This is a genomic window from Streptomyces sp. NPDC001927, from assembly GCF_053594455.1.
This window is the reverse complement of sequence record NZ_JBSFEN010000014.1, coordinates 40319-66202: the sequence shown is the minus strand read 5'-3', so window position 1 is coordinate 66202 and position 25884 is coordinate 40319. Positions and strand designations below refer to the sequence as shown.

General features: G+C 73.3%; 28 protein-coding genes and 1 riboswitch. Of the genes, 15 read left to right on the top strand and 13 right to left on the bottom strand.

Translation table 11 applies throughout. From position 1 onward, the window contains the following. Positions 1–62 precede the first annotated feature (62 nt). The 4 genes from ACWCO8_RS32655 to ACWCO8_RS32640 form a co-directional block, all read right to left on the bottom strand. A complete protein-coding gene (locus ACWCO8_RS32655; protein ID WP_451035246.1) occupies positions 63–1571 on the bottom strand; it encodes a cobyric acid synthase in 1509 nt (502 codons plus the stop codon). Beyond that, complete coding sequence (locus ACWCO8_RS32650; protein WP_451035245.1) at positions 1568–2545, bottom strand: cobalamin biosynthesis protein; 978 nt, start codon at positions 2543–2545, stop codon at positions 1568–1570. Before ACWCO8_RS32650 ends, ACWCO8_RS32655 begins: the two co-directional genes overlap by 4 nt. Positions 2546–2580: 35 nt before the next feature. Continuing rightward, a riboswitch (cobalamin riboswitch) is annotated at positions 2581–2721 on the bottom strand. Between the two features lie 147 nt (positions 2722–2868). Continuing rightward, complete coding sequence (locus ACWCO8_RS32645) at positions 2869–3090, bottom strand: hypothetical protein (RefSeq protein ID WP_362016373.1); 222 nt, start codon at positions 3088–3090, stop codon at positions 2869–2871. A gap of 12 nt (positions 3091–3102) precedes the next feature. Beyond that, positions 3103–4368 (bottom strand): inorganic phosphate transporter, encoded by a 1266-nt coding sequence (locus tag ACWCO8_RS32640; protein ID WP_362016375.1) that lies wholly within the window; start codon positions 4366–4368, stop codon positions 3103–3105. Positions 4369–4798: 430 nt separating this feature from the next. Between ACWCO8_RS32640 and ACWCO8_RS32635 the strand changes: the two genes are divergently transcribed. Both ACWCO8_RS32635 and ACWCO8_RS32630 read left to right on the top strand, forming a co-directional pair. Then, on the top strand, positions 4799–5926 hold the full coding sequence (locus tag ACWCO8_RS32635) for an alpha/beta hydrolase (RefSeq protein ID WP_451035244.1): 1128 nt from the start codon (positions 4799–4801) through the stop codon (positions 5924–5926). Positions 5927–6059: 133 nt separating this feature from the next. Next, positions 6060–7481 carry a hypothetical protein gene (locus tag ACWCO8_RS32630; RefSeq protein ID WP_451035243.1) on the top strand — a complete coding sequence of 474 codons (1422 nt, stop codon included), beginning with the start codon at positions 6060–6062 and terminating at the stop codon, positions 7479–7481. Positions 7482–7552: 71 nt separating this feature from the next. Here ACWCO8_RS32630 and ACWCO8_RS32625 read toward each other — a convergent pair whose 3' ends face one another. Then, the gene (locus tag ACWCO8_RS32625) at positions 7553–7954 is read right to left on the bottom strand and encodes a VOC family protein (protein ID WP_451035242.1); all 402 of its coding nucleotides are present in this window, start codon (positions 7952–7954) and stop codon (positions 7553–7555) included. An 85-nt stretch (positions 7955–8039) separates the two neighbouring features. Next, positions 8040–8930, bottom strand: a complete 891-nt coding sequence (gene ypfJ / locus ACWCO8_RS32620) for a KPN_02809 family neutral zinc metallopeptidase (protein WP_362016383.1) — start codon at positions 8928–8930, stop codon at positions 8040–8042. Between the two features lie 265 nt (positions 8931–9195). On the opposite strand from ypfJ, the gene ACWCO8_RS32615 reads away from it, so the two are divergent. The 3 genes from ACWCO8_RS32615 to ACWCO8_RS32605 all read left to right on the top strand — a co-directional run bounded on the left by ACWCO8_RS32615 (position 9196) and on the right by ACWCO8_RS32605 (position 12255). Then, positions 9196–10794 (top strand): ABC-F family ATP-binding cassette domain-containing protein, encoded by a 1599-nt coding sequence (locus tag ACWCO8_RS32615; protein ID WP_362016385.1) that lies wholly within the window; start codon positions 9196–9198, stop codon positions 10792–10794. A 322-nt stretch (positions 10795–11116) separates the two neighbouring features. Then, positions 11117–11338, top strand: coding sequence for a helix-turn-helix domain-containing protein (locus ACWCO8_RS32610; protein WP_006123601.1), 222 nt, complete (start codon positions 11117–11119; stop codon positions 11336–11338). Positions 11339–11457: 119 nt separating this feature from the next. Then, the gene (locus tag ACWCO8_RS32605) at positions 11458–12255 is read left to right on the top strand and encodes an enoyl-CoA hydratase/isomerase family protein (RefSeq protein ID WP_451035241.1); all 798 of its coding nucleotides are present in this window, start codon (positions 11458–11460) and stop codon (positions 12253–12255) included. Between the two features lie 73 nt (positions 12256–12328). Here ACWCO8_RS32605 and ACWCO8_RS32600 read toward each other — a convergent pair whose 3' ends face one another. After that, positions 12329–13030 carry a hypothetical protein gene (locus tag ACWCO8_RS32600; RefSeq protein WP_451035240.1) on the bottom strand — a complete coding sequence of 234 codons (702 nt, stop codon included), beginning with the start codon at positions 13028–13030 and terminating at the stop codon, positions 12329–12331. Positions 13031–13087: 57 nt separating this feature from the next. On the opposite strand from ACWCO8_RS32600, the gene ACWCO8_RS32595 reads away from it, so the two are divergent. The 5 genes from ACWCO8_RS32595 to amaP are packed head-to-tail and all read left to right on the top strand — an operon-like array spanning position 13088 to position 15365. After that, positions 13088–13540 (top strand): Asp23/Gls24 family envelope stress response protein, encoded by a 453-nt coding sequence (locus ACWCO8_RS32595; RefSeq protein WP_362016391.1) that lies wholly within the window; start codon positions 13088–13090, stop codon positions 13538–13540. Between the two features lie 30 nt (positions 13541–13570). Continuing rightward, positions 13571–13762: a hypothetical protein gene (locus ACWCO8_RS32590; protein WP_315894609.1), complete on the top strand. Its 192-nt coding sequence runs from the start codon at positions 13571–13573 to the stop codon at positions 13760–13762. Between the two features lie 6 nt (positions 13763–13768). Then, entirely contained in the window at positions 13769–14155 is a 387-nt protein-coding gene (locus ACWCO8_RS32585) for an Asp23/Gls24 family envelope stress response protein (RefSeq protein WP_451035239.1), read from the top strand. Further along, complete coding sequence (locus ACWCO8_RS32580; RefSeq protein ID WP_451035238.1) at positions 14152–14781, top strand: DUF6286 domain-containing protein; 630 nt, start codon at positions 14152–14154, stop codon at positions 14779–14781. The genes ACWCO8_RS32585 and ACWCO8_RS32580 overlap by 4 nt, the downstream gene beginning before the upstream one ends. Beyond that, on the top strand, positions 14778–15365 hold the full coding sequence (gene amaP, locus ACWCO8_RS32575) for an alkaline shock response membrane anchor protein AmaP (RefSeq protein ID WP_451035237.1): 588 nt from the start codon (positions 14778–14780) through the stop codon (positions 15363–15365). The genes ACWCO8_RS32580 and amaP overlap by 4 nt, the downstream gene beginning before the upstream one ends. Before the next feature lie 15 nt (positions 15366–15380). Here the strand turns inward: amaP and ACWCO8_RS32570 are convergent, their stop codons facing one another. The 6 genes from ACWCO8_RS32570 to ACWCO8_RS32545 form a co-directional block, all read right to left on the bottom strand. Next, entirely contained in the window at positions 15381–16136 is a 756-nt protein-coding gene (locus tag ACWCO8_RS32570; protein ID WP_362016399.1) for an SDR family NAD(P)-dependent oxidoreductase, read from the bottom strand. A 5-nt stretch (positions 16137–16141) separates the two neighbouring features. Then, a complete protein-coding gene (locus ACWCO8_RS32565) occupies positions 16142–17926 on the bottom strand; it encodes a glycoside hydrolase family 15 protein (RefSeq protein ID WP_451035236.1) in 1785 nt (594 codons plus the stop codon). A 52-nt stretch (positions 17927–17978) separates the two neighbouring features. Further along, positions 17979–18779 (bottom strand): SURF1 family cytochrome oxidase biogenesis protein, encoded by an 801-nt coding sequence (locus tag ACWCO8_RS32560; protein ID WP_451035235.1) that lies wholly within the window; start codon positions 18777–18779, stop codon positions 17979–17981. Positions 18780–18828: 49 nt separating this feature from the next. Further along, complete coding sequence (locus tag ACWCO8_RS32555) at positions 18829–19062, bottom strand: hypothetical protein (RefSeq protein WP_361958709.1); 234 nt, start codon at positions 19060–19062, stop codon at positions 18829–18831. Between the two features lie 54 nt (positions 19063–19116). Further along, positions 19117–20091 carry a DEDDh family exonuclease gene (locus ACWCO8_RS32550; protein ID WP_451035234.1) on the bottom strand — a complete coding sequence of 325 codons (975 nt, stop codon included), beginning with the start codon at positions 20089–20091 and terminating at the stop codon, positions 19117–19119. 66 nt (positions 20092–20157) lie between these two features. Next, entirely contained in the window at positions 20158–20814 is a 657-nt protein-coding gene (locus ACWCO8_RS32545; RefSeq protein ID WP_362016407.1) for a TetR/AcrR family transcriptional regulator, read from the bottom strand. 124 nt (positions 20815–20938) lie between these two features. Here ACWCO8_RS32545 and ACWCO8_RS32540 point away from each other — a divergent pair, with 124 nt between their 5' ends. The 5 genes from ACWCO8_RS32540 to ACWCO8_RS32520 are packed head-to-tail and all read left to right on the top strand — an operon-like array spanning position 20939 to position 25884. After that, on the top strand, positions 20939–21736 hold the full coding sequence (locus tag ACWCO8_RS32540) for an acetoacetate decarboxylase family protein (protein ID WP_362016409.1): 798 nt from the start codon (positions 20939–20941) through the stop codon (positions 21734–21736). Beyond that, positions 21736–22620 carry an SDR family NAD(P)-dependent oxidoreductase gene (locus tag ACWCO8_RS32535; protein WP_451035233.1) on the top strand — a complete coding sequence of 295 codons (885 nt, stop codon included), beginning with the start codon at positions 21736–21738 and terminating at the stop codon, positions 22618–22620. Before ACWCO8_RS32540 ends, ACWCO8_RS32535 begins: the two co-directional genes overlap by 1 nt. A gap of 22 nt (positions 22621–22642) precedes the next feature. Further along, positions 22643–23923 (top strand): amidohydrolase family protein, encoded by a 1281-nt coding sequence (locus ACWCO8_RS32530; RefSeq protein WP_451035232.1) that lies wholly within the window; start codon positions 22643–22645, stop codon positions 23921–23923. Next, complete coding sequence (locus tag ACWCO8_RS32525; RefSeq protein ID WP_451035231.1) at positions 23923–25146, top strand: amidohydrolase family protein; 1224 nt, start codon at positions 23923–23925, stop codon at positions 25144–25146. The genes ACWCO8_RS32530 and ACWCO8_RS32525 overlap by 1 nt, the downstream gene beginning before the upstream one ends. A gap of 24 nt (positions 25147–25170) precedes the next feature. Continuing rightward, positions 25171–25884 carry a VIT1/CCC1 transporter family protein gene (locus ACWCO8_RS32520; RefSeq protein ID WP_451035230.1) on the top strand — a complete coding sequence of 238 codons (714 nt, stop codon included), beginning with the start codon at positions 25171–25173 and terminating at the stop codon, positions 25882–25884.

Below are 25884 nucleotides of genomic sequence, written 5' to 3'. Positions count from 1 at the left end.
CGGCCGGAGGCCGGGCGCAGTCCCACCGGGCCGCGCCCGGCCTCGCACCGGCCGGCCCCCACTCACGGCGCCCCCGGCGGCACGAACGGCAGCCCCGCGGGCGCCCCGTGCTCGATCAGGCGCAGCAGCGCGTCCGTGTCCGCGTGTTCCTCGATCAGGTCCCCGAGCCGGTCCAGCTGCTCCTCACGGAGCGTCCCGAACGACGTGTCCGGGGCCGGTACGAAGCGCCGCCCGGCCGCCGCCGCGACCTCCCGCAGGAACGCCCGGCGGAACCCGTCGCTCTCCAGCGAGCCGTGCCAGTGGGTGCCCCAGACCGCGCCGACCCGGCACCCGTCCAGGAACGGCTCCCCGCCAAGCACCTCCGCGACCCCGTGGTGGATCTCGTACCCCTCCACCCGCTCACCGAGCGCCTCGCCGACCGGCCGCGCGAGCGTCTTCTCGGCCGCGAACCGGACCCGTACCGGCAGCAACCCGAGCCCGTCGACCGTGCCCGCCTTCGACTCGACCTCGTCCTCGATCCGCTCCCCGAGCGCCTGGAAGCCGCCGCAGATGCCGAGCACCGGCCGGCCCTCCGCCGCGCGCCGGGCCAGGGCGTCCGCGAGCCCGCGTTCGCGCAGCCACGCCAGGGCCTTCACCGTGCCCCGGGTGCCCGGCACGACCACCAGGTCCGCGTCGACCAGCTCCTCGGCCCGGTCCACGAACCGCACGACGACGCCCGGTTCGGCCGCCAGCGCGTCCACGTCCGTGAAGTTCGACATCAGCGGCACCGCGCACACCGCGACCCGCAGCACGTCCGCGCCGACCGGCGGCGCGACGACCGACTCGCGGACCGCGCCCCGCAGGGAGACCCGAAGGCCGTCCTCCTCGTCGATGCCGAGCCCGTGCGCGTACGGCAGCACGCCGTACGTCCGCCGCCCGGTCAGCCCGAGCAGCATGTCGAGCCCCGGCTCGAGCAGGGTCACGTCGCCGCGGAACTTGTTCACGAGGTAGCCCGCGATCAGCTCCTGGTCCTCGGGCGCGAGCAGCGCCGTCGTGCCGAAGAACTGGGCGAACACCCCGCCCCGGTCGATGTCCCCGACCACGAGCACCGGCAGCCGCGCGGCCCGCGCGATGCCCATGTTCACGATGTCGGTCCGGCGCAGATTGATCTCGGCCGGACTGCCCGCCCCCTCGCAGATCACGGCGTCATACGTGCCCCGCAGCTCCTCCAGGCACGCCATCACCGGCTCGAAGAGCTCCTTCTGCCGCCCTCCGTGGTAGCCGCGCGCGCTCAACTCGCCCACCGGCCTGCCCATCAGGACGACCTGGCTGGAACGGTCGCTGCCGGGCTTCAGCAGGACCGGGTTCATCAGTGCGGTCGGCTCGACCCGGGCCGCCTGCGCCTGCATGGCCTGCGCCCGGCCGATCTCCGCGCCCTCCCGGGTCACGAAGGAGTTCAGGGACATGTTCTGCCCCTTGAACGGGGCGACCTTCACGCCCTGCCGGACCAGCCAGCGGCAGATGCCCGCCGTGACGACGCTCTTGCCCGCGTCGGACGTGGTCCCCGCGACCAGCAGCCCCCCGCCTCTCATGCCGCCCTCCGCTTCGCCGCACGCGCCTTCAGCGCGCCCGCCACGATCCGTCCGCCCACGCAGGCCGCGAGCGTGAGCCCGGTGACCCGGCGCGAGAGCCGGACCGCCCGTTCGATGTCCGCGACCTCCACGGCCCGTCCCTCCCCGTTCAGTACGGGCCGGTGCTCCACCCGGCCGCCGTACGACAGCGTCCCGCCGAGCCGTACCCCGAGCGCCCCCGCGAACGAGGCCTCCACCGGGCCCGCGTTGGGGCTCGGGTGCTTCGCCGCGTCCGCCTTCCAGGCGCGTACCGCCCCCCGCGCATCGCCCCCGGCCACCGTCGCGAGCGCGGCCGTCAGCCGGGCGCCCGGCCAGCCGGCCACGTCGTCGAGCCGGGCCGAGGCCCAGCCGAAGCGCCGGTACCGCGCCGACCGGTGGCCGACCATGGCGTCCAGGGTGTTCACGGCCCGGAAGGCGACCAGGCCCGGTACGCCCGCGACCGCGCCCCAGACCAGGGCGCCCACGACGGCGTCGGAGGTGTTCTCGGCGACGGACTCCACGACCGCGCGGGCCATCGCCGGACCGTCCAGGGAGTGCGGATCGCGCCCGCAGAGATGGGGGAGCCGTTCCCGGGCCACGTCCAGGTCGCCGGCAGCGAGGGCGCCGCCGATCGCGCGGGCCTCCCGGCCCAGCGTCGTCCCGCCGACGACGGCCCACACGGCGGCGGCGGTCAGCGCGGCGGAGGCGCGGGGGTGGTCACGTACGGTACGGGCGGCCAGCGCGGCGGCGCCCGCGGCGCCCGTCACGCAGACGGCGGTGTGCAGCGCGCCCCACCCGCGGTGGTCGCGCCAGAGCAGCTTCTCGACGGCGCCGGCGGCGCGGCCGAACGCGGCGACCGGGTGGCCGCGGCGGGGGTCGCCGAGGATCAGATCGGCGGCAAGGCCGGCGGCCGCGCCGTAAGCGAATACACCTGGGGCAGCACTGCGGCCGGGCATGGCGCTGTGTCCTCACTCAGGGTCCGCGCCCTGGCTCGACGTGACCGGCGGCGAGAGTTCCTGGCTCCCGGGGAGCGACTCCCCGGTCACAGTGGCGGGACCGCGCCGGATTCGCACCGGGCTTCCTCTGATTGCCGCCGTAATGGCCCCGGAAGTCCACCACGTGTGCGAACACCCGTCAACTCACGCTTGACCTGCGGCGGGACACTGTGCGCAGCACCACACGGAACCCACGGGGAGCCCGGCGCGGACCTCCGTGAACGACGACCGGGCGGGCCGCACCCGAAGGTGCGACCCGCCCGGTCGGCGGCGCGGGATCGTCGTCAGGCGACGATCAGATAGATGCCGTACGCGACGGCCGCTGCGCAGAGCGCGAAGCAGGCGTACGCGCCGGTGCGCGCCATGGCCGCGGAGCCTCCCTGAGCCGCGGCTTCCTCCTGCTTGGAGAGGCCGACGATGCCGAGGGTGAAGAGGCCCACGAGGGCGACGGTCGCCACGAGGCTGACTCCGAAGACGGAGCCGAGAGCTGCCCAGTCGATCTTCATGGTGTCCGTTCCTTACACCGCGGCCGAGGCGGCGGGGGCTGCCGGGTCCGTGGGGGCCGGCGAGGGGATGGTGGTCTTGAGGTCGTCGTCCGCGGCGGTGGCGAACGAACCGGCCGGGGCCGGCGGGGTGACGGCCGCGATGGCGGTGGTCACGACGCCCGCGGGCTCGCCGTCGATCTCGTCGGCGGTGACGTTGTGGTGGTCGACCGGCTTGCGGCGGGAGAGCGCCCAGATGACGGCCGAACCGGCGATCAGGAGGACCGCGACGACGGCGACGCCCCAGCTGCCCTGCTTGGTGAGGAACTCCGCGCCGGCGCCGACCAGGCCCGCGGCGGGCAGGGTCAGACCCCAGGCGACGAACATCCGGGTCGCGGTCGACCAGCGGACGACACCGCCCTTGCGGCCGAGGCCCGCGCCCATCACGGCGCCGGAGCAGGACTGGGTGGTGGAGAGCGAGAAGCCCAGGTGCGACGAGGCCAGGATGACCGTGGCGGCGCTGGTCTGGGCGGCGAAGCCCTGCTGCGGCTGGAGGTCCGTGAGGCCCTTGCCCATGGTGCGGATGATGCGCCAGCCGCCGAGGTAGGTGCCGAGCGCGATCGCGACACCGGCGGAGACGATGACCCACATCGGAGGGTTGGAGCCGGGGGCGAGGACGCCGCCGGTGACCAGGGCGAGGGTGATGACACCCATGGTCTTCTGCGCGTCGTTGGTGCCGTGCGCGAGCGAGACGAGACCGGCGGACGCGATCTGACCGGCGCGGTAGCCCTTGGCCTTGGCCTTGGTCTCCTTCTTGGCGCCGATCTTGTACGTCAGCTTGGTGGCCGCCATCGCGGCGAGGCCGGCGACGAGCGGCGCGGCGATCGCGGGGATCAGGACCTTGCTGACCACGGTCGAGCCGTTGACGGCCGACCAGCCGGCCGACATCACGGCCGCGCCGATGAGTCCGCCGAAGAGGGCGTGGGAGGAGCTGGACGGCAGACCCAGGAGCCAGGTCAGCAGATTCCAGAGGATGGCGCCGACGAGCGCCGCGAAGATCACTTCGGTACGAATGCCCTGTTCGTTGATGATCCCGCCGGAGATCGTCTTGGCGACCTCGACGGACAGGAACGCGCCGACCAGGTTGAGCACGGCGGACATCGCCACCGCGGTCTTGGGCTTGAGTGCACCGGTCGAGATGGTCGTCGCCATCGCGTTGGCGGTGTCGTGGAAACCGTTCGTGAAATCGAACACGAGAGCTGTCACGACCACAATCGCGAGCAGCAGCGTGATGTGTTCCATTTACCCAGGCAATCGTTTGACGTCAGTGGCTGGACGAACGTAGGCAACCTGAGTGAACGGAAGATGAACTGAGCCGGGCGGTGCGGTGTCCCAAATCGGGGTCTGGGCATTCCGCTTGACCCGCGCGAGGGCTTCCCGTGAACGCTCTGTCCACGATGTGGGCACCCCGGACCCCGGGTAATCCCGGCCGTCACGGGACGCGAGGGGCGGCGTCCGCTTCGTCCCGGCTCGCCCGTGTCAGTCCGTGGACGCGCCGAGACGTACGCCGCGCGGCCCGTCAGCCCACCGGGGGACCCCGGAAGGAGACCCATGTCACTCTCCCGGGGAACGACGAGGGGGCGGCGAGGGGCGGCGACCGGCGACGACCGTGGACGGACACGGGCGGGTTCGTCCGGTGGCAGCCCCGGCCCGACCTGTCGACACTGGGACCGTGCGCCCCGCTACAGCGACGGCAGCGGCCGTCACCACTCTGCTCGGTGCCGGTGCGGCCGCGCTCGCGGCCGGCCGGTACGCCGGTGACATCGCCCTGAAGGCGACGTCCGGACGGCCCCTGCCCGGCGACCCCCGGCTCACCGTGCACGCCACGGGCCCCGGCCAGGTCACCCTGACCCGCAGCCTCGCCTCCCTGCGCCCCGGTACGTACGGGATCGAGGGCCCCGGCGTCCACGCGGTCGTCGGCCCGGTCCTCGACCGCGTGCCGCACACCGCCGACACCGTCGTACGGCGCCTGGAACGCGTCGAGCACGGCGACCTGGGCCCCGGCGCCCGGGTCCGGCTCACGCCCGAGCTGCACAGCGGCACCCCGGAGACCGCCCTCGGCGTGGCCCAGGAGGACGTCGAGATCCCCGGCGAACTCGGCTCCCTGCCCGCCTGGCTCGTCCCCGGGCCGCGCTCCACCTGGGTCATCGCCCTGCACGGCATCGGCACCACCCGCCGCCACCCCCTGAACCTCGTCCCCTTCCTCTCCCGCCGGCAGATCCCCGTCCTCTGCCTCTCCTACCGGGGCGACGAGGGTGCGCCGCAGTCCCCGGACGGCCTCGGCCACCTCGGCGACTCCGAGTGGCGCGACGTCGACGCGGCCGTCCGCTACGCCGTCCGCCGGGGCGCCGAGCACGTCGTCCTGCACGGCTGGGGGACCGGCGCCACGATGGCCCTGCACGCCGCCGCCGAATCCGGCGTGCGGGACGTCATCCGCGGCCTCGTCCTGGACTCCCCGGTCCTCGACCGGGAAGCGACCCTGCGCAACCTCGCCGCCGCCCGGGGCGTCCCGGGACCGCTGCTCCCGCTCGCCGTGCGCGCCGCGATCGGCCGGGGCTGGCCGCACGGCGACCGGCTCCCGGAGCTCGCCGACCCGGCCGCCCTGCGCGTACCGACGCTCGTCCTGCACGGCCCCGACGACACGATCGCCCCCTGGGAGCCCTCCCTCGAACTGGCCTCCCGCCGACCGGAGCTGGTCACCCTCCACACCGTCAGGAACGCCCCGCACGCCGCGATGTGGAACGCCGACCCGATCCGCTACGAAGAGGCCCTGCGCCGCTTCCTCACGCCCCTCCTGTAGCCCTCACGCGAGTCCTCCCGCGAGCCTTCCGCTTGCCCCGCGCCGGGCCGCGGTGGTGCCTCGGCCGGGGCTCCGCGACGGCCTCTTTCGATTCCGATTGGGCTTTCGGGCCGTCAACGGGAAGACTGCCTCCGTGACGTCTCGAAAGCCCGATGAGCATTTGGCGCGCAACTCCAGACTCCGACTTGTCCGTCCGCGGGCACTCGCCACCGCCCGACGGGCCGTGACGACCCGGCGCACCCGCCCGGCCCCGCGCCCGCCGGAGGGCACTCCGCCCCGCGCGGAACTGGCCCGCCAGGCCCGGACCGTCCTCGCCGACGCCGTACGGATCGCCCGCTGGGCGGCCCTCGACGCCGAGCCCGGGACCGCCGCCGAGCCCCGCCCGCAGGCCTTCCCCGACCAGGAACGGGCCGCCGCCGCGCTGGACCTGACGCCCGGCCAGATCCGGGCCGGCTGGGACCGCGCCCGGCTCGCCGGACTCGTGGAACTCCACGGCGACACCGCCCGCCCCGGCTGGCGGCTGCACGCTTGGGACCGCGACGACTCCGCCGTCCTGCGCGGCTGGGTCGCCCTCTTCGACGCCTGGTCCCTGGTCCACCCGGCCCCGGAGGACGTCGCCCCCGGCGCCGTCGCCGAGGTCGTCGAGGCCGTCCCCCAGGTGCTCTCCCTCCTCCAGCTCTCCGCCGGACCCGTGGTGGTCCCGGCCCTGCTCGACCTGCTCGGGCAGCGCGTCGACGAACTGCGCGAGGAGCGCTGCGAGGTCCCCGTCGAGGGCGCCCCCGACACGACGGCCGCCACCGACGCGTCCGCCGCCGGGCCCGACCGGTTCGCCGCGCTGCTCGACTGGGCCCTGGAAGGGCTCGCCGCCGTCGGCGCCCTGACCCTCGGCGACGGGCCCGAGGGCCGCCAGGCGACCCTCACCCCGCTCGGCAACTGGGCGGTCTGGGTCAAGCTGGAGCAGATCTGCGTCGCCGCCCAGAGCCCGGCCGGCAACATCGAGCAGTCCGCCGAGGACATGCTCCGCGGCTGCGCCGGCCTCACCCCCGGCCCCGCCCGCGACGAGTACCGCGCCTGGCTCGCCGCCCGCACCCTCGCCGGCGCGGTCGCCGAGCTGATCGCCGTCGCCCGCGGCGAGGACGCCCTGCTGCGCGGCCTCGCCTTCGAGGCGCTCCGGGTCGTCGGAGCCCCCGCCGAGGCGGAGGTCCGCGCCGCGGCCGAGGAGGTCTCGCTGCGGCCGTACGCCCTGCTGTGGCTCGCCGAGTACGAGGGGGCCGACCCCGACGACGCCCCCGAGGTGCTCACCCGCGAGGAGGCCACCTGGCTCTGGGTGGACACCGCCGCGGCCGTCGCCGACCACGGCGAGAGCACGCTCCTGGTACGGCACCTGGAGTCGGCGGTCCAGGGCACGGTCCCGGCGCTCCTCGACGAGGTCCGCGCCCTCGGCCATCCCCGTACGGTCCAGGTCCTGGTCGCCCTGGCCGCGGCCCACCCCGACCCCGCCCTCGCCAAGGCGGTCCGCCGGGCGGCCTTCCAGGTGCACACCGGGGGAGCCTGACGGTCGGCGGCCCGGGCCCCCGCGCCCGGGCTCTCCGCCGGAGCCCCGCGTCCCGGCCCCCGCGCCCCTCCTCAGCCGGTGGCCCCCGGCAGGTAGGTGCCGAAGCTCCAGACGTTCCCCTCGCCGTCGCGGGCGATGTAGTCCCGCGAGCCGTACTCCTGGTCCGTCGGCGGCATCACGATCTCGACGCCGTGCTCCACCGCCCGCGCGTGGTGCTCGTCCACGTCGTCCACGTGGACGTACACCCCGCTGGGCCCGGAGCCCTCGACCAGCTTGTCGAACTCGGTCCCCGTGCCCTTGCTGCCGAGCATCACCATCCCGTTGCCGAAGGACAGCTCGGCGTGCATGACCTTGCCGTCCTCGCCCTCGTACACCGCGGTGCGGGTGAAGCCGAACGCCTCCGTCAGCTGTCTGATCGCGGTGTGCGCGTCGTGGTAGGTCAGGGTCGGACAGATATGGGGTGCCTCAGCCATCCCGATCACTCCTTCTCGTGGCGGAATGTGACCTGGGTCTCAGTCTGGCATCCGGCGCTGACACCGGCACTGACATCGGGGCGGCTCAGCGGAAGGTGTTGCACTGCGCCATGTCCCCGGTCCGGTACCCGGTGTAGAACCACTGCTGGCGCTGCGCCGCCGAGCCGTGCGTCCAGTTCTCCGGCGTCACCCGGCCCTGGAACTTCTCCTGGATCCGGTCGTCGCCCACCGCCGCGGCCGCGTCCAGGCCGTCCCGGATGTCCTCGTCCGTGAGCCGGGTCAGCAGCGGCCGGCCGGTCTTCTCGTCGGGCGTGGTCGTCGCGTGCCGCGCCCAGACGCCCGCGTAGCAGTCGGCCTGCAGCTCGACCTTGACGGCGTTGGAGTTCGCGCCCGTCCGCCCGTCCTGGGCGCGGGCCAGGGTGCCCATCATGTTCTGGATGTGGTGGCCGTACTCGTGCGCGACCACGTAGGCCTGGGCGAAGGGGCCGCCGCTCGACCCGAACTTGGTCCGCAGCTCGTCGAAGAAGCCCAGGTCCAGATAGACCTGGCGGTCGCCGGGGCAGTAGAACGGCCCGACCGCCGAGGTGGCCGAGCCGCAGGCCGTGCCGACCCGGTTGGCGAACATGACCGTGCGCGCGTCCCCGTACCGTCCGCCGCGCCGCTGGTACTCCGCCCGCCAGAAGTCCTGCACGCTGTTGACGACCGCCACGATCCGGCAGTCCTCGCGGGCGTTCGCGTCGGCGCCGGTCCGGCAGGTCTGCTCGACCTGGGCCAGCGAGGACGAGGTCGCGACCGGTTCGGGATCGCCCGCGGAGAGCCCCAGCTGCTCGGGGCCCACCCCGAAGAGCAGCCCCAGGATCAGCGCGATGAACCCGACGATGCCGCCGCCCACGGTCGCCTTGCCGCCGGGGATGCGGCTGCCGCGGACGTCCTTGACCTCCGAGGTGTCCAGGTTGGCGTCGTCGTCGAACTGCATGGGCCACACCCTCTGCCGTCGTACCGCGGCAGAGACCGCCGCCTTGCGCCCGAGTATCGGCGAATCCGATAGGGCTCGCCCCTTTTGTCGGGCATGGGCGGTAAGAGGGGAAAGGGGTGGCGGTGGGTGGGCCCGGGACAGTGGCCGAAAAGCAGTTGCATGCGCCCGTTAGACTGGCCGTATGGCCATTCTCCGCGCGCATGACTAGCGGCGTCGAATCCGCACTCAACCCCTTCCGCCGAACCGTCCGCCCTGGAGTCTGTCCGTGATCACCGCTTCCGGCATCGAGCTGCGCGCCGGCGCCCGCATCCTCATCGAGTCCGCTTCCTTCCGTATCGCCAAGGGCGACCGCATCGGCCTGGTCGGCCGCAACGGAGCGGGCAAGACCACGCTCACCAAGTGCCTCGCGGGCGAGGGCATGCCCGCCTCCGGCCAGATCGCCCGCTCCGGCGAGGTCGGCTACCTCCCGCAGGACCCGCGCACCGGCGACCTCGACGTCCTGGCCCGCGACCGCATCCTCTCCGCCCGTGGCCTGGACGTCCTCATCAAGAAGATGCGGATGAACGAGGAGCGCATCGCGACCGGCACCGGCGGCACGCGCGACAAGGCGATGAAGCAGTACGAGCGCCAGGAGACCGAGTTCCTCACCAAGGGCGGGTACGCCGCCGAGGCCGAGGCCTCCACCATCGCCGCCGCCCTCGGCCTGCCGGACCGCGTCCTCGGTCAGCCGCTGCACACCCTCTCCGGTGGTCAGCGCCGCCGCGTCGAGCTGGCCCGGATCCTCTTCTCCGACGCCGACACCCTGCTCCTCGACGAGCCCACCAACCACCTCGACGCCGACTCCATCGTCTGGCTGCGCGACTACCTCAAGACCTACCGCGGTGGCTTCATCGTCATCTCCCACGACGTCGACCTCGTCGAGACCGTCGTGAACAAGGTCTTCTACCTGGACGCCAACCGCTCCACGATCGACGTCTACAACATGGGCTGGAAGCTCTACCAGCAGCAGCGCGAGGCCGACGAGAAGCGCCGCAGGCGCGAGCGCCAGAACGCCGAGAAGAAGGCCGCCGCCCTCAACTCGCAGGCCGACAAGATGCGCGCCAAGGCCACCAAGACCGTCGCCGCGCAGAACATGGCCAAGCGCGCCGAGCGGCTGCTCTCCGGCCTGGAGGCGGTCCGCGTCAACGACAAGGTCGCCAAGCTCCGCTTCCCCGAGCCCGCGCCCTGCGGCAAGACCCCGCTGACGGCGGAGGGCCTGTCCAAGTCGTACGGCTCGCTGGAAATCTTCACCGATGTGAACCTCGCGATCGACAAGGGCTCGCGCGTCGTCATCCTGGGCCTCAACGGCGCGGGCAAGACCACGCTCCTTCGGCTGCTCGCCGGGGCCGAGAAGCCCGACACCGGCGAGGTGACCCCGGGCCACGGCCTCAAGCTCGGCTACTACGCCCAGGAGCACGAGACGCTCGACCCGGAGCGCACCGTCCTGGAGAACATGCGCTCCTCCGCGCCCGACCTCGACCTGGTCGAGGTGCGCAAGACGCTCGGCTCCTTCCTCTTCTCCGGCGACGACGTCGACAAGCCGGCCGGGGTGCTCTCCGGCGGCGAGAAGACCCGGCTCGCGCTGGCGACCCTGGTCGTCTCCTCGGCGAACGTGCTGCTCCTGGACGAGCCGACCAACAACCTCGACCCGGCCAGCCGCGAGGAGATCCTCGGCGCGCTGCGCACCTACAAGGGCGCCGTCGTCCTCGTCACGCACGACGAGGGCGCGGTCGACGCGCTCGAGCCGGAGCGGATCATCCTGCTCCCGGACGGTGTCGAGGACCTGTGGGGCCCGGACTACAAGGACCTCGTGGCGCTCGCCTGATCATCTCGGTATGGATCATTCGGCTCATGGGTGATCCTTCATCTGAGTGAGGGCGTCTCATCCTCCCGGCGCGGCTCTCTGCGGAATCCTTCCGCCAGGGCCGCGCCGCCTTGTTTCGCCCCCTGCGGCGCTGACCTGCTGATTCCCGGCCGGGCGTGTCCCGGAGCATGGATCAAGCCGACCGGAATCAAAGACTCCGCTCGTGGCGACGGGCCGGAGAGGCGCAAACCTGGTGCCACGGACCTTGTCGAATGGGTGGCCAGGACGTCCGGGAGGGGTGATCATGAGAAGTCCAGAGCGCACTTCCCATGAGGAGGCACGGGTGGCCGAGACTCTGAAGAAGGGCAGCCGGGTGACCGGCGCCGCGCGCGACAAGCTCGCGGCAGACCTGAAGAAGAAGTACGACTCCGGTGCGAGCATCCGGGCGCTGGCCGAGGAAACCGGCCGCTCCTACGGATTCGTCCACCGGATGCTCAGTGAATCCGGAGTCACGCTGCGTGGACGCGGCGGAGCGACACGGGGCAAGAAGGCCGCCTCGGCCTGACTGGGCGCGGTTCGTCGGGTCCATCGGTTCTTACGGTGGCCACCCGGTCGCCCGTGCGGTCGACCGGGTGGTTACTGTGCAGTCACTTAAGCGTGCTGCACCGGAACCGGAGGCGCCCCATGACTTCGCTCGACTCTGTGCTCGTGTTCGACAAGGACGGTGTACGGCTCACCGTCGAGGACGCCGTTGCCACGGTGACCCTGACCAATCCGGCGAAGCGCAACGCCCAGTCTCCCGCTCTGTGGCGGGCGTTGACAGAGGCCGGCCGGTCACTGCCGGGCAGCGTGCGGGTCGTCGTCCTGCGCGGTGAGGGGCAGTCCTTCTCCGCCGGGCTCGACCGGCAGGCGTTCACGCCCGAGGGCTTCGACGGAGAGCCGTCCTTCCTGGACCTCGCACGGGGTTCGGACGAGGACCTGGACGCGGTCATCGCCGAGTACCAGGAGGCGTTCACCTGGTGGCGCCGTAGCGACCTCGTGTCGATCGCGGCCGTCCAGGGGCACGCCATCGGTGCGGGTTTCCAGCTCGCCCTCGCCTGCGACCTGCGGGTCGTCGCCGACGACGTGCAGTTCGCCATGCGCGAGACCAGCCTGGGACTCGTCCCCGACCTCACCGGCACGCACCCCCTCGTGGGTCTTGTCGGCTACGCCCGTGCGCTGGAGATCTGCGCCACGGGCCGCTTCGTCCACGCGCAGGAGGCCGAGCGCATCGGCCTCGCCAACATCGCCGTGCCCGCCGACGAACTCGACGGTGCGGTACGGGACTTGAGCGCCGCGCTGCTCTCCGCCCCGCGCGACGCCGTCATCGAGACCAAGGCGCTGCTCCAGGGTGCCGCCGGCCGCTCGTACGAGGACCAGCGCGTCGCCGAGCGCGCCGCCCAGGCCCGCCGACTGCGCGACCTGGCCGGGCTCGGCGACTGATTCGGCGTGCGATGCGGCGTGCGATTCGGCGTGCGCGGAGGCGTCCGCGCGAGCGTGCGCCGGAGACCGCGTCTCAGCGGATCTCCGCGACCAGGACCGTGACCGCCGCCCCGGGAGCCGTTTCGGCTGCCCGGGCGCGGGCGGCGCGGGCCACGTCCAGGGCGCGGTGACCCGCCGCGACCGCCAGCTCCACGCGCAGCGTGCCCGGAGAGCGGTGGACCGGGGCGCCCAGGACGGACGTGAGCCCCGCCACGCCCGGCACCCCGAGCACCGCGAGCGCCACCGGGTCCTCGGTGGCGAGGTTCTCGGTCGTCCGGGCCGCGGTTCGCCCGAGTGGGGGAGTGGCGGCCGGGGAATCCGGGGCGGCCTCCGCGACGCCGGTCACCCGCAGGTCCACCATGGCCACCCTCAGGCCGAGCTCCCGCTCCGCCGAGGCGAACAGCACACCGCGCACGTCCTTGGCCAGCTCCGGCAGCGGCCGCTCCGCCGCCCGAGCCGTCTCCGCCGCGAACTCCCCGGTGATCCGCAGCGTCCCCGGCGGCAACCCGCCCGGCGGTACGGGGAACGGCGTATCCGCCCCCGCCTCCGCGAGCCCCACCCGCAGCGCCCCCGGCACCACGCCCAGGACCGCGCCCGCCGCCCGCAGCAGCACCGTCCGGGCCGCGCGCTCCGTCAGCCACGCCCCGTCCGCCGCGTCCCCCAGCGGCAGCAGTCGTCCGGGCCCCAGCCGCTCACGGACCGTTCCCACCCATCCCGCCCCAGGTGTCGTCGTCATCGCCCCAGCCTAATGTGGGCAAAGGCACAGATAGCCTCACGGAAGGGATGAACGGTGATGAATGACCCCGCACACCCCAAGGAACCGTCCGTCACCAAGCGGGGCGGCGGCAATCCGGCCTCCCGCGGCCGGACCACCATCGCCGACGGCGTCGTCGAGAAGATCGCCGGTCTGGCGGCCCGCGAGGTCGTCGGCGTCCACGCCATGGGCAGCGGGCTCTCCCGCACGCTCGGTGCCGTACGGGACCGGGTGCCCGGCGGAGGCGGCACCAAGTCGGGGGTCACCCGTGGTGTGAAGGCCGAGGTCGGCGAGGTGCAGACCGCCCTCGACCTGGAGATCGTCGTCGACTACGGCGTCTCCATCGGCGATGTCGCCGGGGCCGTGCGCGAGAACGTCATCGCCGCCGTCGAGCGGATGACCGGTCTCGAGGTCGTCGAGGTCAACATCGCCGTGAGCGACGTGAAGCTGCCGGACGAAGAGGACGAGGTGCCGGAGTCTCGGCTCCAGTAGCCGCGGGCTGACCGGCGGAAAGGGCTCAGCATGAGCATGGCGGTGGTCGGCCTGGTGGCCGGAATGGCCCTCGGATTCGCCGGATACTTCGGCGGATTCGGGGCGTTCGTGCTGGTCGCGGCGTTGGGCGCGGTCGGCTTCGTCGTCGGGCGGTTCCTGGAGGGCGACCTCGAACCCGGCGACTTCTTCCGGGGTCGCGAGCGCGGCGACCGGCGGCGGTGACCGGGGGTGACAGTCGACGGGGCAGTCGGTGGTGCGCTCGAGCGGCCGGTCGAGCGGGTGGGCCCGGCCGGCCGGGGTGCGACCACGATCGCGGACCGGGTGGTCGCGAAGATCGCGGCGCGTGCCGCCAGAGAGGCGCTCGACAAGGTGCCCCCGGGCGGCTCGGCGCCGCACGCCTCGGTCGTCGTGCTCCGTGACACGGCGCGGGTCTCGGTCACCCTGGAGCTGGCCTACCCCACCGACCTCGGCCGGCAGTGCGGCGCGGTGCGCGGCCAGGTGAAGCGCCGGGTCCGGGAGCTGGCGGGCATGGAGGTCCCCGAGGTGGCCGTCCACGTCGAGCGGCTGCACTCCCCGCGCACGGCGCGCGAGTCGGACGGGCGGAGGCTGCGATGACGACGGACACGGCGACCGGCACCGGAGCCGAGGATGCGCCCGTACCCGTGCTGAAGGATCCACCGCCGCCGCCCGGCGCGCGCCGCTTCTGGGCGGTGCGGCGGATCCCCGCGGCCCTGATCGCGCTCGTCCTGCTCGGCGCGAGCGGTCTGCTGCTCTACGACGTGGCCGCCGTCCGGGCCGACCGTACGGCCATGGCCTGGCGCCGCGAACTCGCCGACGACCTGGCGACCCGGCCCCTCGACAACGCCTGGGTGCTGGCCGGCGCGTCCCTCGCCGTCCTCATCGGCGTCTGGCTGCTGATCCTGGCGGCCACCCCGGGGCTGCGCGCGGTCCTGCCGATGCGCCGGGACCACACCGACGTACGCGCCGGGCTCGACCGCGAGGCCGCCGCGCTGACCCTGCGGGACCGGGCGATGGAGGTGTCGGGCGTGCAGTCGGTACGGGTACGGATGGGGCGCAAGAAGGTGGCCGTCCGGGCGGTCTCGCACTTCCGCGAACTCGACGAGGTCCGCGCCGACGTGGAGAGCGTCCTCGGCACCGGCATCGACGACCTGGGCCTCGCCCGGCCACCCGCGCTGACCGTACGGGTGGGCCGGCCGCCGACGAAGGGGGGCCGGGTGTGACCGTCGTCCTGCGCCGCGTCAACCGCGTGCTGCTCGCCCTGATCGGCCTGGCGCTCGTCGTCGTCGGCGGGGCGGTCCTGGCCGCCGGGTTCGACCTTGCGGTGCCCTCGTGGTGGCCGTGGTACGGCCCCTCCGACGTCCTGCTGAGCCGGGCCGACCGGCTCCGCTGGCGCGACGAGGGCTGGTGGTGGCCGGTGGTGATCGCCGTCCTCGGCGTGATCGTGCTCCTCGCCCTGTGGTGGCTGCTCGCCCAGTTCCGGCGCGCCCGGCTCGCCGAGATCCTGATCGACACGGGCGACGGGGAGGCGGCGACGCTGCGCGGCCGGACCCTGGAGGCCGTCCTGGAGGCGGACGCGACGGCCCAGGACGGCGTGGCCCGGGCAAGGGTCGCCCTGACGGGCCGCCGCACGGCCCCGCGCACGCGCATGGCGCTGCTCCTGGAGCCGTACGCCTCCCCGGGCGCCGCCCTGACCTCGCTGAGCACGGAGGCCCTGGCCAACGCCCGCACCTCCACGGGCCTGACCGCCCTTCCCACGGAGGCCCGCCTCCGGGCGGTCAAGCACCGGGCCCGCCGCGTGACGTGACGCCCCGCGCCCCCGTCAGAAACCGTGCCGGGCGCCGCCGTCCACCGACACCATCACACCGGTCACGTACGAGGCGGCCGGCGACAGCAGGAACGCCGCCGTGCGGCCGTACTCCTCCGGGGTGCCGTAGCGGCGCAGCGGGATGCGGGACTCGTTCGCGGTGCGGGAGGCGTCCGCGTCGCCCGAGAGGGCGTCCAGCTGGCGCACCCGGTCGGTGTCGATCCGGCCCGGCAGCACGCCGACGACCCGGATGCCGCGCGGGCCCAGGTCCCCCGCGAGGGACTTCGCGAAGCCCGCGAGGCCCGGCCGGAGCCCGTTGGAGATCGTCAGGCCCTGGATCGGCTCGTGGACCGAGCCCGACAGGACGAAGCCGATGACCCCGCCCTCGGTCAGCGCCTCGGCCGCCGCCCTGGCCATCCGTACCGCGCCGAGGAAGACGCTGTCGAAGGCGGCCGCCCACTGCTCGTCGGTGTTGTCCGCGGCGAAGCCCGGGGCCGGGCCGCCGACGCTCACGAGGATGCCGTCGAAGCGCCCGAAGCGGGAGCGCGCCTCCGCGATCAGCCGGGCGGGCGCCTCCGGGTCGGCGTTGTCGGCGGCGAGCCCCGCCGCGTCCGGGCCGAGCTCGGCGACCGCCTCGGCGACGGTCTTCTCCTCGCGCCCGGTGACCAGCACCTTCGCGCCCTCGGCGAGCAGCGCCTCGGCCGAGGCACGGCCGAGCCCCCGGGTCCCGCCGGTCACCACGTACACACGGTCCTTCAGTCCAAGATCCATGCGCCCTATCCTGCCGGGTCCTCCTCGCCCAGCGCGAGAGCGGTGCCGACCAGACCGATGTGGCTGAACGCCTGCGGGAAGTTGCCCAGCTGACGCCCCGCCACCGGGTCGTACTCCTCCGCGAGCAGCCCGACGTCGTTGCGGAGCTCCAGGAGGCGCTCGAAGAGCTCCCGGGCCTCGTCCTTCCGGCCGGTCATCCGTAGCGCGTCCGCCATCCAGAAGGAGCAGACCAGAAACGTTCCCTCGCCGCCGGGAAGGCCGTCGACCGAGCCGTCCTCGGTGCTGTAGCGGCGGACGAAGCCGCCGTGCGTCAGCTCCTCCCGCACCGCGTCCACCGTCCCCACCACCCGGGGGTCCTCCGGCGGCAGGAAGCCGACCCGGGGGATCAGCAGCGTCGCCGCGTCCAGCTCCCGCGAGCCGTAGGACTGGGTGAAGGTGTTGCGCACGGGGTCGTACCCCTTGGCGCACACCTCCGCGTGGATCTCGTCCCGCATCGTCCGCCAGCGCGCCGGGTCGCCGCGCAGCGAGGGGTCGGCCTCCAGCGTGCGCACCGCCCGGTCGGCGGCCACCCAGGCCATCACCTTCGAGTGCACGAAGTGCCGGCGCGCCCCGCGCACCTCCCACAGCCCCTCGTCCGGGTTCCGCCAGGTCGACTCCAGGAAGCCGAGCAGGCTCAGCTGGAGGTTCCAGGCGTGGTCCCCCGGCGGGATCCCGGCCTGCCGTGCCATGTGGAGCGAGTCCATGACCTCGCCGTAGACGTCGAGCTGGAACTGCTCCACCGCCGCGTTCCCGATCCGGACCGGCGCCGACTCCGCGTAGCCGCGCAGCCAGGTCAGCTCCATCTCCGGCAGCCGCCGCTCGCCGGCCGGCCCGTACATGATCTGCAGATCGGCCGGATCGCCCGCGACCGCCCGCAGCAGCCAGTCGCGCCAGGCCGCCGCCTCGTCGACGTAACCGGCCGACAGGAGCGCGCCGAGGGTGAGGGTCGAGTCGCGCAGCCAGCAGGAGCGGTAGTCCCAGTTCCGTACGCCGCCCAGCTCCTCCGGCAGCGAGGTGGTCGGGGCGGCCATGATGCCGCCGGTCGGCCGGTAGGTGAGCGCCTTCAGGGTCAGCAGCGAGCGCAGCACCGCCTGCCGGTACGGACCCTCGTAGGAGCAGCGCGACGCCCAGTCCCGCCAGTCCGTCAGGCACTCGTCGAGCGCGCCGAACGGGTCGATCAGCTCGGGGCGCGGCTGGTGCGAGGGGTGCCAGGTGAGCACGAAGGCGACCTTCTGGCCGGCGTCGACGGTGAACGAGGAGCACGTGGAGAACTGCTGCCCCCAGGTCTTCACCGGCGGCTCGCTGCGAAACCAGACCGAGTCGGGCCCGGCCACGGCCACCCGGTGGCCGTCGCTGCGCCGTACCCACGGGACGATCGAGCCGTAGTCGAAGCGGAGCCGGAGCACCCCGCTCATCTCGACGGTGCCGCTGACGCCCTCCACGATCCGCATCACATCGGGGTACGTGTCCCGCTGCGGCATGAAGTCGATGACCTTCACGGTGCCGGTGCGGGTCTCCCAGTACGTCTCCAGGACCAGCGAGTCACCCGCGTAGCCCCGGGTGGTGCAGGTCGTGGCGCCCTTGGGCGCGATCCGCCACTGGCCGTTCTCCTCGTCGCCGAGGAGCGCGGCGAAGCAGGCGGCCGAATCGAAGCGCGGCAGACACAGCCAGTCGATCGACCCGTCGCGTCCGACGAGCGCCGCGGTCTGGAGATCGCCGATGAGGGCGTAGTCGTCGATACGTTGCGTCACGCTCTGGCGTGTTCCCGCGCGAGGCGACGGTCAATCAGAGGGACGCTGTGGCCTACACCGCTGCCGGCTCGGGTTCCGGAGTCCCCGCGCCGCCGTCCGCACGGGCCGCGGCCTCCCGGTCGCGCTTCTCGCGGCGCACCAGGATCACCCAGCCGACGGGCACGCCGGCCGTGAAGAGCCACCACTGAACGGCGTACGCCATGTGGGCGCCGATCGAGTCGTGGTCGGGCTCGGGGACCAGTTCGGGGGAGCCGCCGGGCGCCTCGGGCGCGGTCTGCTCGACATAGCCGCCGAGCACGGTGAGGCCGGTCAGCTCCGCCTGCTGGGCGCTGTTGATCAGCATCACCTGACGCTCCGGCAGCCCGCGCAGGTCCTTGATGCCGCTGGCGCCGGTCGTCTCGTCCGCCTTGAGCCGGCCGGTCACGGTCACCTCGCCCTTGGGCGCGGGCGGGACCTCGGGGTAGGCCTTCTGGTCGGGGGCGGCGGGGACCCAGCCGCGATTGACCACGACGGCCCGGCCGTCCTTCAGGACGAGCGGGGTGAGGACCATGTAGCCCTGCTGGTCGTCGGCGCTCGTACGGCGCCGGACGACGACCTCGTGCCCGCTGTCGAAGGTGCCGGTGGCCGTGACCGTACGCCAGAAGTCGGCGCGCGGGACCGTGTGGCCGGGGGAGGTCAGGCTCTCGACGGGGAGCGGCTTCGCCTGCAGGTTGTCCGCGATCAGGGCGTTCTGGGCGACCCGGCGCTCGTGCCGGTGGAACTGCCAGAAGCCCAGCTCGATCATCGTCGGGACGAGGACGAGGGCGACGAGGGTGAGGATCACCCACTGCCGGGACAACAGGAAGCGGTACACCCCATGACCGTACAACTGTGGTCATGGGGTGCACGCACGGGGGTTGTGGTCAGACCCTGTCGACGATGCCCACCTTTCCCTCCGCGCGGGCGCAGTGGGCGCCGCAGTACCAGTTCCCCTCGACCTCGACGCCCTGCCCGATGATCGAGACCCGGCAGTGCTCACAGATGGGCGCCATGCGGTGGATGGCGCACGAGAAGCAGTCGAAGACGTGCACCGCGCCCTGCGCGTGCACCTCGAACGACATGCCGTAGTCGTTTCCGCAGACCTCACAACGTGCCATGCGCCACAGGGTGCGGCCCGCGGCGGACGAGCCGTGGGCGGCACGCCCGGCGCGTCACCCGTCTGCCGGGGCCACGTCCCGCAGCAGCTGGGTGAAGGCGGCCTCGTCGACGATCGGGGTGGCGAAGGACTTCGCCTTCACCGTCTTGGAGGTGGCGGAGTCCGGATCGTTCGTCACCAGCAGGCTCGTCAGCCGGGAGACGCTGGTGGCGACATGGAGACCCGCCTCGACCGCGCGGTCCTCCAGGAGCTCGCGGTCGATGGAGGTGTCGCCCGAGAACGCCACCCGCATGCCCTGCTTGAGTGGTTTGTCCGCTTCGTAACGTCCGGGGTTCGGGTACGGGCACGGCGGCCGCTTCCGCGAGGGACGCCAGCCGTTCGTGGTGTACGAGGCCTGGTGGCCGATCCGGGCCGGGGCGGGCGTGGAGACCCACTCGGTCAGCGGCCGGCACTCAAGCAGCGGGAGCCGTACGTTCCGCTCCGCCGCCGCGTGCAGGCTCGGCCGGAACGCCTCGGCCAGCACGCGCGCGTCGTCGAGCGCGTTGTGCGCGCGCTGCTGGACGACACCGAAGTGCGCGGCCAGGGACTCCAGCTTGTGGTTGGGCAGCGGGAGCGACAGCTCCTTGGCGAGGGCGATGGTGCACAGCCGCTGCCGCACGGGCGCGGCGCTCTCGGCCCGCGCGTACTCGCGGGCGATCATCGACCAGTCGAAGAGCGCGTTGTGGGCCACCAGGACCCGACCGTCGAGCCGGGCTGCGAACTCGGCGGCGATCTCCGGGAAGAGTGGCGCGCCTTCGAGCAGGTCACGGGTGAGCCCGTGGATCCAGACCGGACCGGGGTCGCGCTCAGGATTGACCAGCGTGTACCAGTGGTCCTCGACGTTCCCCTGGGCGTCCAGGCGGTAGACGGCAGCCGACACTATCCGGTCGTCGCGGGCGAGTCCGGTGGTCTCCACGTCGACGACCGCGTACCCCTGTGGGTATGCGGTCGGCCACGTCGCTGCTGATCTACGGTCGTCGAGCATGGTCACTGAGAATACGGGCCCTCACTGACACCCCGACGCCCCGGTGCCCCACCCACCCTCGGGAATCGGCCATCAGGTCGACGCCCGCCGCCCCTCGGTTCTTTCGGTGCGGGCGGCCAACAGGCCCTCCACCAGGGCCCGTACGGAGGTGGTGAAGAGGCGCTCGGTGTCGATCGGGCGAGCCAGCGCGCGGGTGAGGGCGGGGTCGTCCGGGTCGGTCGTGGCGCTCTCCCAGAGCTCCTCCTCGGCGGGGGACTGGACCGGGGCGCGTTCCCGGTTGCGCTCCACCAGGACGTAGCCGACGACCTGGACCTGGACCGCCCGGACCGCCTCCGCCGCCCGCGCGCCGCGCAGCCCCGCCGCGTGCACCTCGTGGGCCAGGGCGCGCTGGGCGGGCAGGAACATCCGTTCCGTCAGGCCGCGTTCGTGGACCATCGCCACCAGGTGCGGCCGGTCCCGCAGCTCGCGGCGGAGCGCGCGGGCCACCGAGACGATCCGCTCGACGGGGGTCCGGCCGCGCGCGCCGATCGCGGAGAGGTCGGCGACCGTCCGCTCGACGAGCGCGTCGAGGAGCGACTCGCGGTTGCCGACGTGCCAGTAGATCGAGGTCACCGCCGTGCCCAGTTCGGCCGCGAGCTTGCGCATGGTGAGGGCGTCCGGGCCGTGCTGCTTCACGAGCGCCGCGGCGGCCGTCAGGACCTCCTCGCGGGTGAGTGCGCTGCGCGCCATCCGGTCCCCCGTCCCTCCGCCGTCCGTCCGCTTCTTCCGCGTGCACGGCTCTTTACCCTTCATCGCCACCGGTGTAACTGTGTTACAGGCCGACGGTCCCTGCAGTCCTGAAGGGTGGTACGTCATGGCACGAGTACGGTACGGGGCGCGCACCGACGCCGAGATCTCGGCGGCCCGCGCCAAGAGCAGCAAGCTTCCCGACATCTGGTCCACCGGAGTGGTCGCCGTCTGGGAGACCGATCCGGACGTGGTCGCGGCGGTCCTGCCGCCCCCGCTGAAACCCACCGAGCGGCCCCTGGTCCGGGCCAACATCTCCCAGGTCGACCTGCCCGGCTACCCCCTCGGCGCGGGCTCGGTCGCGGTGGCCGCCGCCCACGGCGACCAGGAGGGCTGGTACCCGCTGGTCATGCCGATGACCCTGGAACGGGCCCTCATCGGCGGCCGCGAGGTCTTCGGCGAGCCGAAGAAGCTCGGCCAGGTCGTCGTCGAACGCGACGGACTCGTCGTCCGCGCCGCCCTCGGCCGGCACGGCATCGACTTCGTCGAGGTGCGCGGCGCGGTCTCCGGACCGCTCCCGCTGCCCGAGCCGACCGAGAAGACCGACTTCTACTTCAAGTTCCTGCCGGGCGTGGACGGCACGGGCTTCGACGCCGACCCCGTCCTCGTCCACTGCCTGCGCAACGAGAAGGTCCGCAAGCTGGAGCGGATCACCGGCGACATCGTGCTCCGCGAGTCGATGTACGACCCGGTCGCCGACCTCCCCGTACGCCGGGTCGTCGAGATCACGATCGGCGAGAAGACCACCGACCAGAAGGGCCGGGTCGCCGAACGGGTGAGCGCCCAGGCCCTCCTGCCGTACATCCACCAGCGCTACGACGACCCGCAGCAGATCCTCGACGGCCCGCCGGAAGGGAGCGTGTGATGGAGCTGCGTCAGGGGCAGGTCGCGGTCGTCACCGGCGCGGCGAGCGGCATCGGGCTCGCGATGGCCCGCCGCTTCGCCGCCGAGGGGCTCGCCGTCGTCCTCGGCGACGTGGAGGAGGCCGCGCTCGCCAAGGCGGCCGAGGAGCTGACCGAGGGCGGGGCCAAGGTGCTCGCCCGTACCGTCGACGTCAGCGACGCCCGGTCCGTACGGGACCTCGCGGACGCGGCCTTCGACACCTTCGGCGCCGTCCACGTCCTCTGCAACAACGCGGGCGTCGGCTCGGGCGCCGAGGGCCGGATGTGGGAGCACGAGCCCAACGACTGGAAATGGGCCTTCTCCGTCAACGTCTGGGGCGTCTTCCACGGCATCCAGGCCTTCGTCCCGCGCATGCTCGCCGGCGGCGAACCCGGGCACGTCGTCAACACCTCCTCCGGCGACGGCGGGATCGCCCCGCTGCCCACCGCCTCCGTGTACGCCGTCACCAAGGCGGCCGTCGTCACCATGACCGAGTCGCTGTACGCGCACCTGAAGGCCGAGCACGCGCGCGTGGGGGCCTCCGTGCTCTTCCCCGGCCCGCACATGCTGCGCACGGGCCTGTGGGAGTCGCACCGCAACCGGCCCGAGCGGTACGCCAAGGAGCGGCCGCGCAAGACCCCGTACCGCAGCCTCGACCAGTGGGAGGCGGCCATGAAGGACGCCGGGCACGAGGTCGCCTTCACGCCCGTCGAGGAGGTCGCGGAGCACGTCGTCGACGGCATCCGCGCCGACCGGTTCTGGATGCTGCCGGCCAGCGAGCACAGCGACAAGCAGATCCGGGCGCGTTCGCGGTCGATGCTCGACCGCGCGAACCCGTCCTACCTGGAGAGCTTCATCCTCGACTGACCCGTCACTGAGGGGCTTGGCCATGACCCATGAGGATCCGTATCTGATCATCTCCTCCGACTGCCACGCCGGACTGCCCACCGAGCGCTACCGGCCCTATCTCGACCCCCGGTTCCACCGCGACTTCGACGAGTTCCTCGCCGGGCGCGAGGCCCGCCGCGAGGCCATGACGCGGCTCGGGGTGCGCAACGAGGACTTCGCCACCAAGTGGTTCAGCGACAACGAGGAAGGGCTGCGGGGCGGCTGGGACGCCGCCCAGCGGCTCAAGGAGCTCGACGGCGACGGGGTGGCGGCCGAGGTCGTCTTCCCCGACGCGGACGCCGTCGACAGCCAGACCGCCGCGCCCTTCGGGGTCGGCCTCGGGCTCTCCGGCGACCAGGACCCGGAGCTGGGCATGGCGGGCGCGCAGGCGCACAACCGCTGGCTCGCCGAGTTCGTCGGGCAGAACCCCGAGCGGCACTGCGGGGTGGCGCTGCTGCCGATCACCGCCGAGCCGTCGAAGGTCGTCGCCGAGATCCACCGGGCCAAGGAGTCCGGGCTCGGCGCGCTGATGATCCCCTCCATGTGGGTGGACAAGGAGCCGTACCACGACCGGCGTTACGACCCGATCTGGGCGGCCGCCGCCGAGACGGGGATGCCGCTCGTCACCCACTCGGGCGCGGCACCGCGCGAGGAGTACGGCGACCACCTCGGCATCTACGTCAGCGAGGTGACCTGGTGGCCGGCCAGGCCGCTGTGGTTCCTGCTCTGGTCCGGCGTCTTCGAGCGGCACCCGGGGCTCAAGTTCGGTGTGGCCGAGTCCGGTTGCTGGTGGCTGCCGAACCTGCTCTGGTTCATGGACCGGCTCTACCTCGGCGCCCACGGCGGCAAGAAGCTCTCCCCGTTCGCGGAGCTGAAGCGGCCGCCGAGCGAGTACCTGGACCGCCAGGTCTTCGTCTGCGCCACCAACACCAAGCGGCGCGAGCTGGCGCAGCGGTACGAGATCGGCGTGGACAACATCCTCTGGGGCTCGGACTTCCCGCACCCCGAGGGGACCTGGCCCAACACGCGCGCGTGGCTGCGGAACACGTTCCACGACATCCCGGTGGAGGAGACGCGACGGATGCTGGGCCTCGCGGCGGCGGAAGTCTTCGGCTTCGACACCGACGCGCTCGCTCCGCTCGCCCGCCGCATCGGCCCCACCCCCGCCGACCTCGGCCAGTCGCCGGACCAGGCGGCCGTGGAAGCCTCCTGGGCCCGCTCGCGGGAGGTCGGCCGCCACTGGCTGACGGACCACGACTTCCCCACCCTGGGGGTGAACTGATGGACCGTTACACCGTCATCTCGGCCGACTGCCACGCGGGCGCCGACCTCCTGGACTACAGGCCGTACCTGGAGAAGAGGCACCACGACGCCTTCGACGCCTGGGCGGCCGGTTACGTCAACCCGTACGAGGACCTGCTCGCCGACACCGCCGACCGCAACTGGAACTCCCGGCGCCGGCTGCGCGAGCTGGAGGAGGACGGCATCGTCGCCGAGGTCGTCTTCCCCAACACGATCCCGCCGTTCTTCCCGTCGGCCTCGCTGATGGCGCCCGCGCCGACGCGGGAGGAGTTCGAACTGCGCTGGGCGGGGCTGCGGGCGCACAACCGGTGGCTGGCGGAGTTCTGCGCGGACGCGCCGGGCCGCCGCGCGGGCGTGGCGCAGATCCTGCTCAACGACGTCGACGAGGCCGTGAAGGAGATCCGCCGCACGAAGGAGGCGGGCCTGACGGGCGGCATCCTTCTGCCGGGCGCCCCGCCGGGCAGCGGGATCCCGGAGCTGTACTCGCAGACGTACGACCCGATCTGGGCGGTCTGCGCGGAGCTCGACGTCCCGGTCAACCACCACGGCGGCTCCGCGTCGCCGCCGCTCGGCGACGAGCCGGCGGCGCGCGCGGTGTTCATGGTGGAGACGACCTGGTTCTCGCACCGGGCGCTCTGGCACCTGGTGTTCGGCGGCGCGTTCCGCCGCCACCCGGACCTCAAGCTCGTCCTCACCGAGCAGGGCTCGGGCTGGATCCCGGGCGTGGTCGAGATGCTGGACTACTACCACGCGCGCCTGGTCGCGGCGGCCTCCCGGGCGGCCACCGCCGAGTCCAAGTTCGGGGCGGGACTCGCGGAGTCCATGGGCAAGGGCCCCAGCGAGGTCTGGCGGGACAACTGCTTCGTCGGCGCGAGCTTCATGCGCCCGCACGAGGTGCCGCTGCGCGACCGGATCGGCCTCGACAAGATCATGTGGGGCAGCGACTACCCGCACGACGAGGGCACGACGCCGTACTCCCGCGAAGGCCTCCGCATCGCCTACGCGGGGCTGCCGAAGGAGGAGGTCGCGGCGATGGTCGGCGGCAACGCGGCCCGCGTCTACGGCTTCGACCTGCCGTTCCTCGACTCCCTCGCGGCCGTCCACGGCCCGACCGTCGAGGAGATCGCCGAGCCCCTGAAGGAGGTCCCGGCGGCCGCCACCAGCCCCGCCTTCGCCCCGGGCGGGTCGGTCCGGGTCTGGTGACGGACCGGGTGAGACCCTCCCGGAGTGACTGACGCCCCTACCCACACCGAGGCTCACGGCGGCGGCCTCGGCACCCGTCTCAACTGGCTCCGGGCCGCCGTGCTCGGAGCCAACGACGGCATCGTCTCCACCGCGGGACTCGTCGTCGGCGTCGCCGGCGCGACGGAGTCGCGGGCCGCGCTCCTGACCGCCGGCCTCGCGGGGCTGCTCGCGGGGTCGATGTCGATGGCGGTGGGGGAGTACGTCTCGGTCTCCACCCAACGGGACTCGGAGAAGGCGGCCCTGGCCCAGGAACGGCGCGAACTCCGCGACGAGCCGGAGGCCGAGCTGGCGGAGCTGACGGACCTCCTGTCGGCCCGCGGCCTCTCTCCCGACGTCGCCCGCGAGGCGGCGGTCCAGCTCACCGAACGCGACGCCCTGCGCGCCCACGCGCGCGTGGAGCTGGGCATCGACCCCGACGCCCTCACCAACCCCTGGCACGCGGCGGCCGCCAGCTTCCTCGCCTTCACGGCCGGAGCCCTCCTCCCGCTCCTCGCGATCGTCCTCCCACCCCCGTCGACCCGCCTCTGGATCACCGTCCTCTCGGTCCTCGCGGCCCTCACCCTCACCGGCTGGTCCAGCGCCCGCCTCGGCACGGCCCCACCCACCCGCGCCATCCTCCGCACAGTCGGCGGAGGCGCCCTGGCGATGGCGGTGACGTACGGGGCGGGGTCGTTGCTGGGGGCGGCGGGGGTCTGA

Coding starts and splice junctions, on each gene's coding strand:
- ACWCO8_RS32655 (WP_451035246.1), bottom strand. CDS start 1,571: ATGAGAGGCGGGGGGCTGCTGGTCGCGGGGACCACGTCCGACGCGGGC.
- ACWCO8_RS32650 (WP_451035245.1), bottom strand. CDS start 2,545: ATGCCCGGCCGCAGTGCTGCCCCAGGTGTATTCGCTTACGGCGCGGCC.
- ACWCO8_RS32645 (WP_362016373.1), bottom strand. CDS start 3,090: ATGAAGATCGACTGGGCAGCTCTCGGCTCCGTCTTCGGAGTCAGCCTC.
- ACWCO8_RS32640 (WP_362016375.1), bottom strand. CDS start 4,368: ATGGAACACATCACGCTGCTGCTCGCGATTGTGGTCGTGACAGCTCTC.
- ACWCO8_RS32625 (WP_451035242.1), bottom strand. CDS start 7,954: ATGGCTGAGGCACCCCATATCTGTCCGACCCTGACCTACCACGACGCG.
- ypfJ (WP_362016383.1), bottom strand. CDS start 8,930: ATGCAGTTCGACGACGACGCCAACCTGGACACCTCGGAGGTCAAGGAC.
- ACWCO8_RS32605 (WP_451035241.1), top strand. CDS start 11,458: ATGACTTCGCTCGACTCTGTGCTCGTGTTCGACAAGGACGGTGTACGG.
- ACWCO8_RS32600 (WP_451035240.1), bottom strand. CDS start 13,030: ATGACGACGACACCTGGGGCGGGATGGGTGGGAACGGTCCGTGAGCGG.
- ACWCO8_RS32595 (WP_362016391.1), top strand. CDS start 13,088: ATGAATGACCCCGCACACCCCAAGGAACCGTCCGTCACCAAGCGGGGC.
- ACWCO8_RS32590 (WP_315894609.1), top strand. CDS start 13,571: ATGAGCATGGCGGTGGTCGGCCTGGTGGCCGGAATGGCCCTCGGATTC.
- ACWCO8_RS32580 (WP_451035238.1), top strand. CDS start 14,152: ATGACGACGGACACGGCGACCGGCACCGGAGCCGAGGATGCGCCCGTA.
- ACWCO8_RS32570 (WP_362016399.1), bottom strand. CDS start 16,136: ATGGATCTTGGACTGAAGGACCGTGTGTACGTGGTGACCGGCGGGACC.
- ACWCO8_RS32555 (WP_361958709.1), bottom strand. CDS start 19,062: ATGGCACGTTGTGAGGTCTGCGGAAACGACTACGGCATGTCGTTCGAG.
- ACWCO8_RS32545 (WP_362016407.1), bottom strand. CDS start 20,814: ATGGCGCGCAGCGCACTCACCCGCGAGGAGGTCCTGACGGCCGCCGCG.
- ACWCO8_RS32540 (WP_362016409.1), top strand. CDS start 20,939: ATGGCACGAGTACGGTACGGGGCGCGCACCGACGCCGAGATCTCGGCG.
- ACWCO8_RS32535 (WP_451035233.1), top strand. CDS start 21,736: ATGGAGCTGCGTCAGGGGCAGGTCGCGGTCGTCACCGGCGCGGCGAGC.
- ACWCO8_RS32530 (WP_451035232.1), top strand. CDS start 22,643: ATGACCCATGAGGATCCGTATCTGATCATCTCCTCCGACTGCCACGCC.
- ACWCO8_RS32525 (WP_451035231.1), top strand. CDS start 23,923: ATGGACCGTTACACCGTCATCTCGGCCGACTGCCACGCGGGCGCCGAC.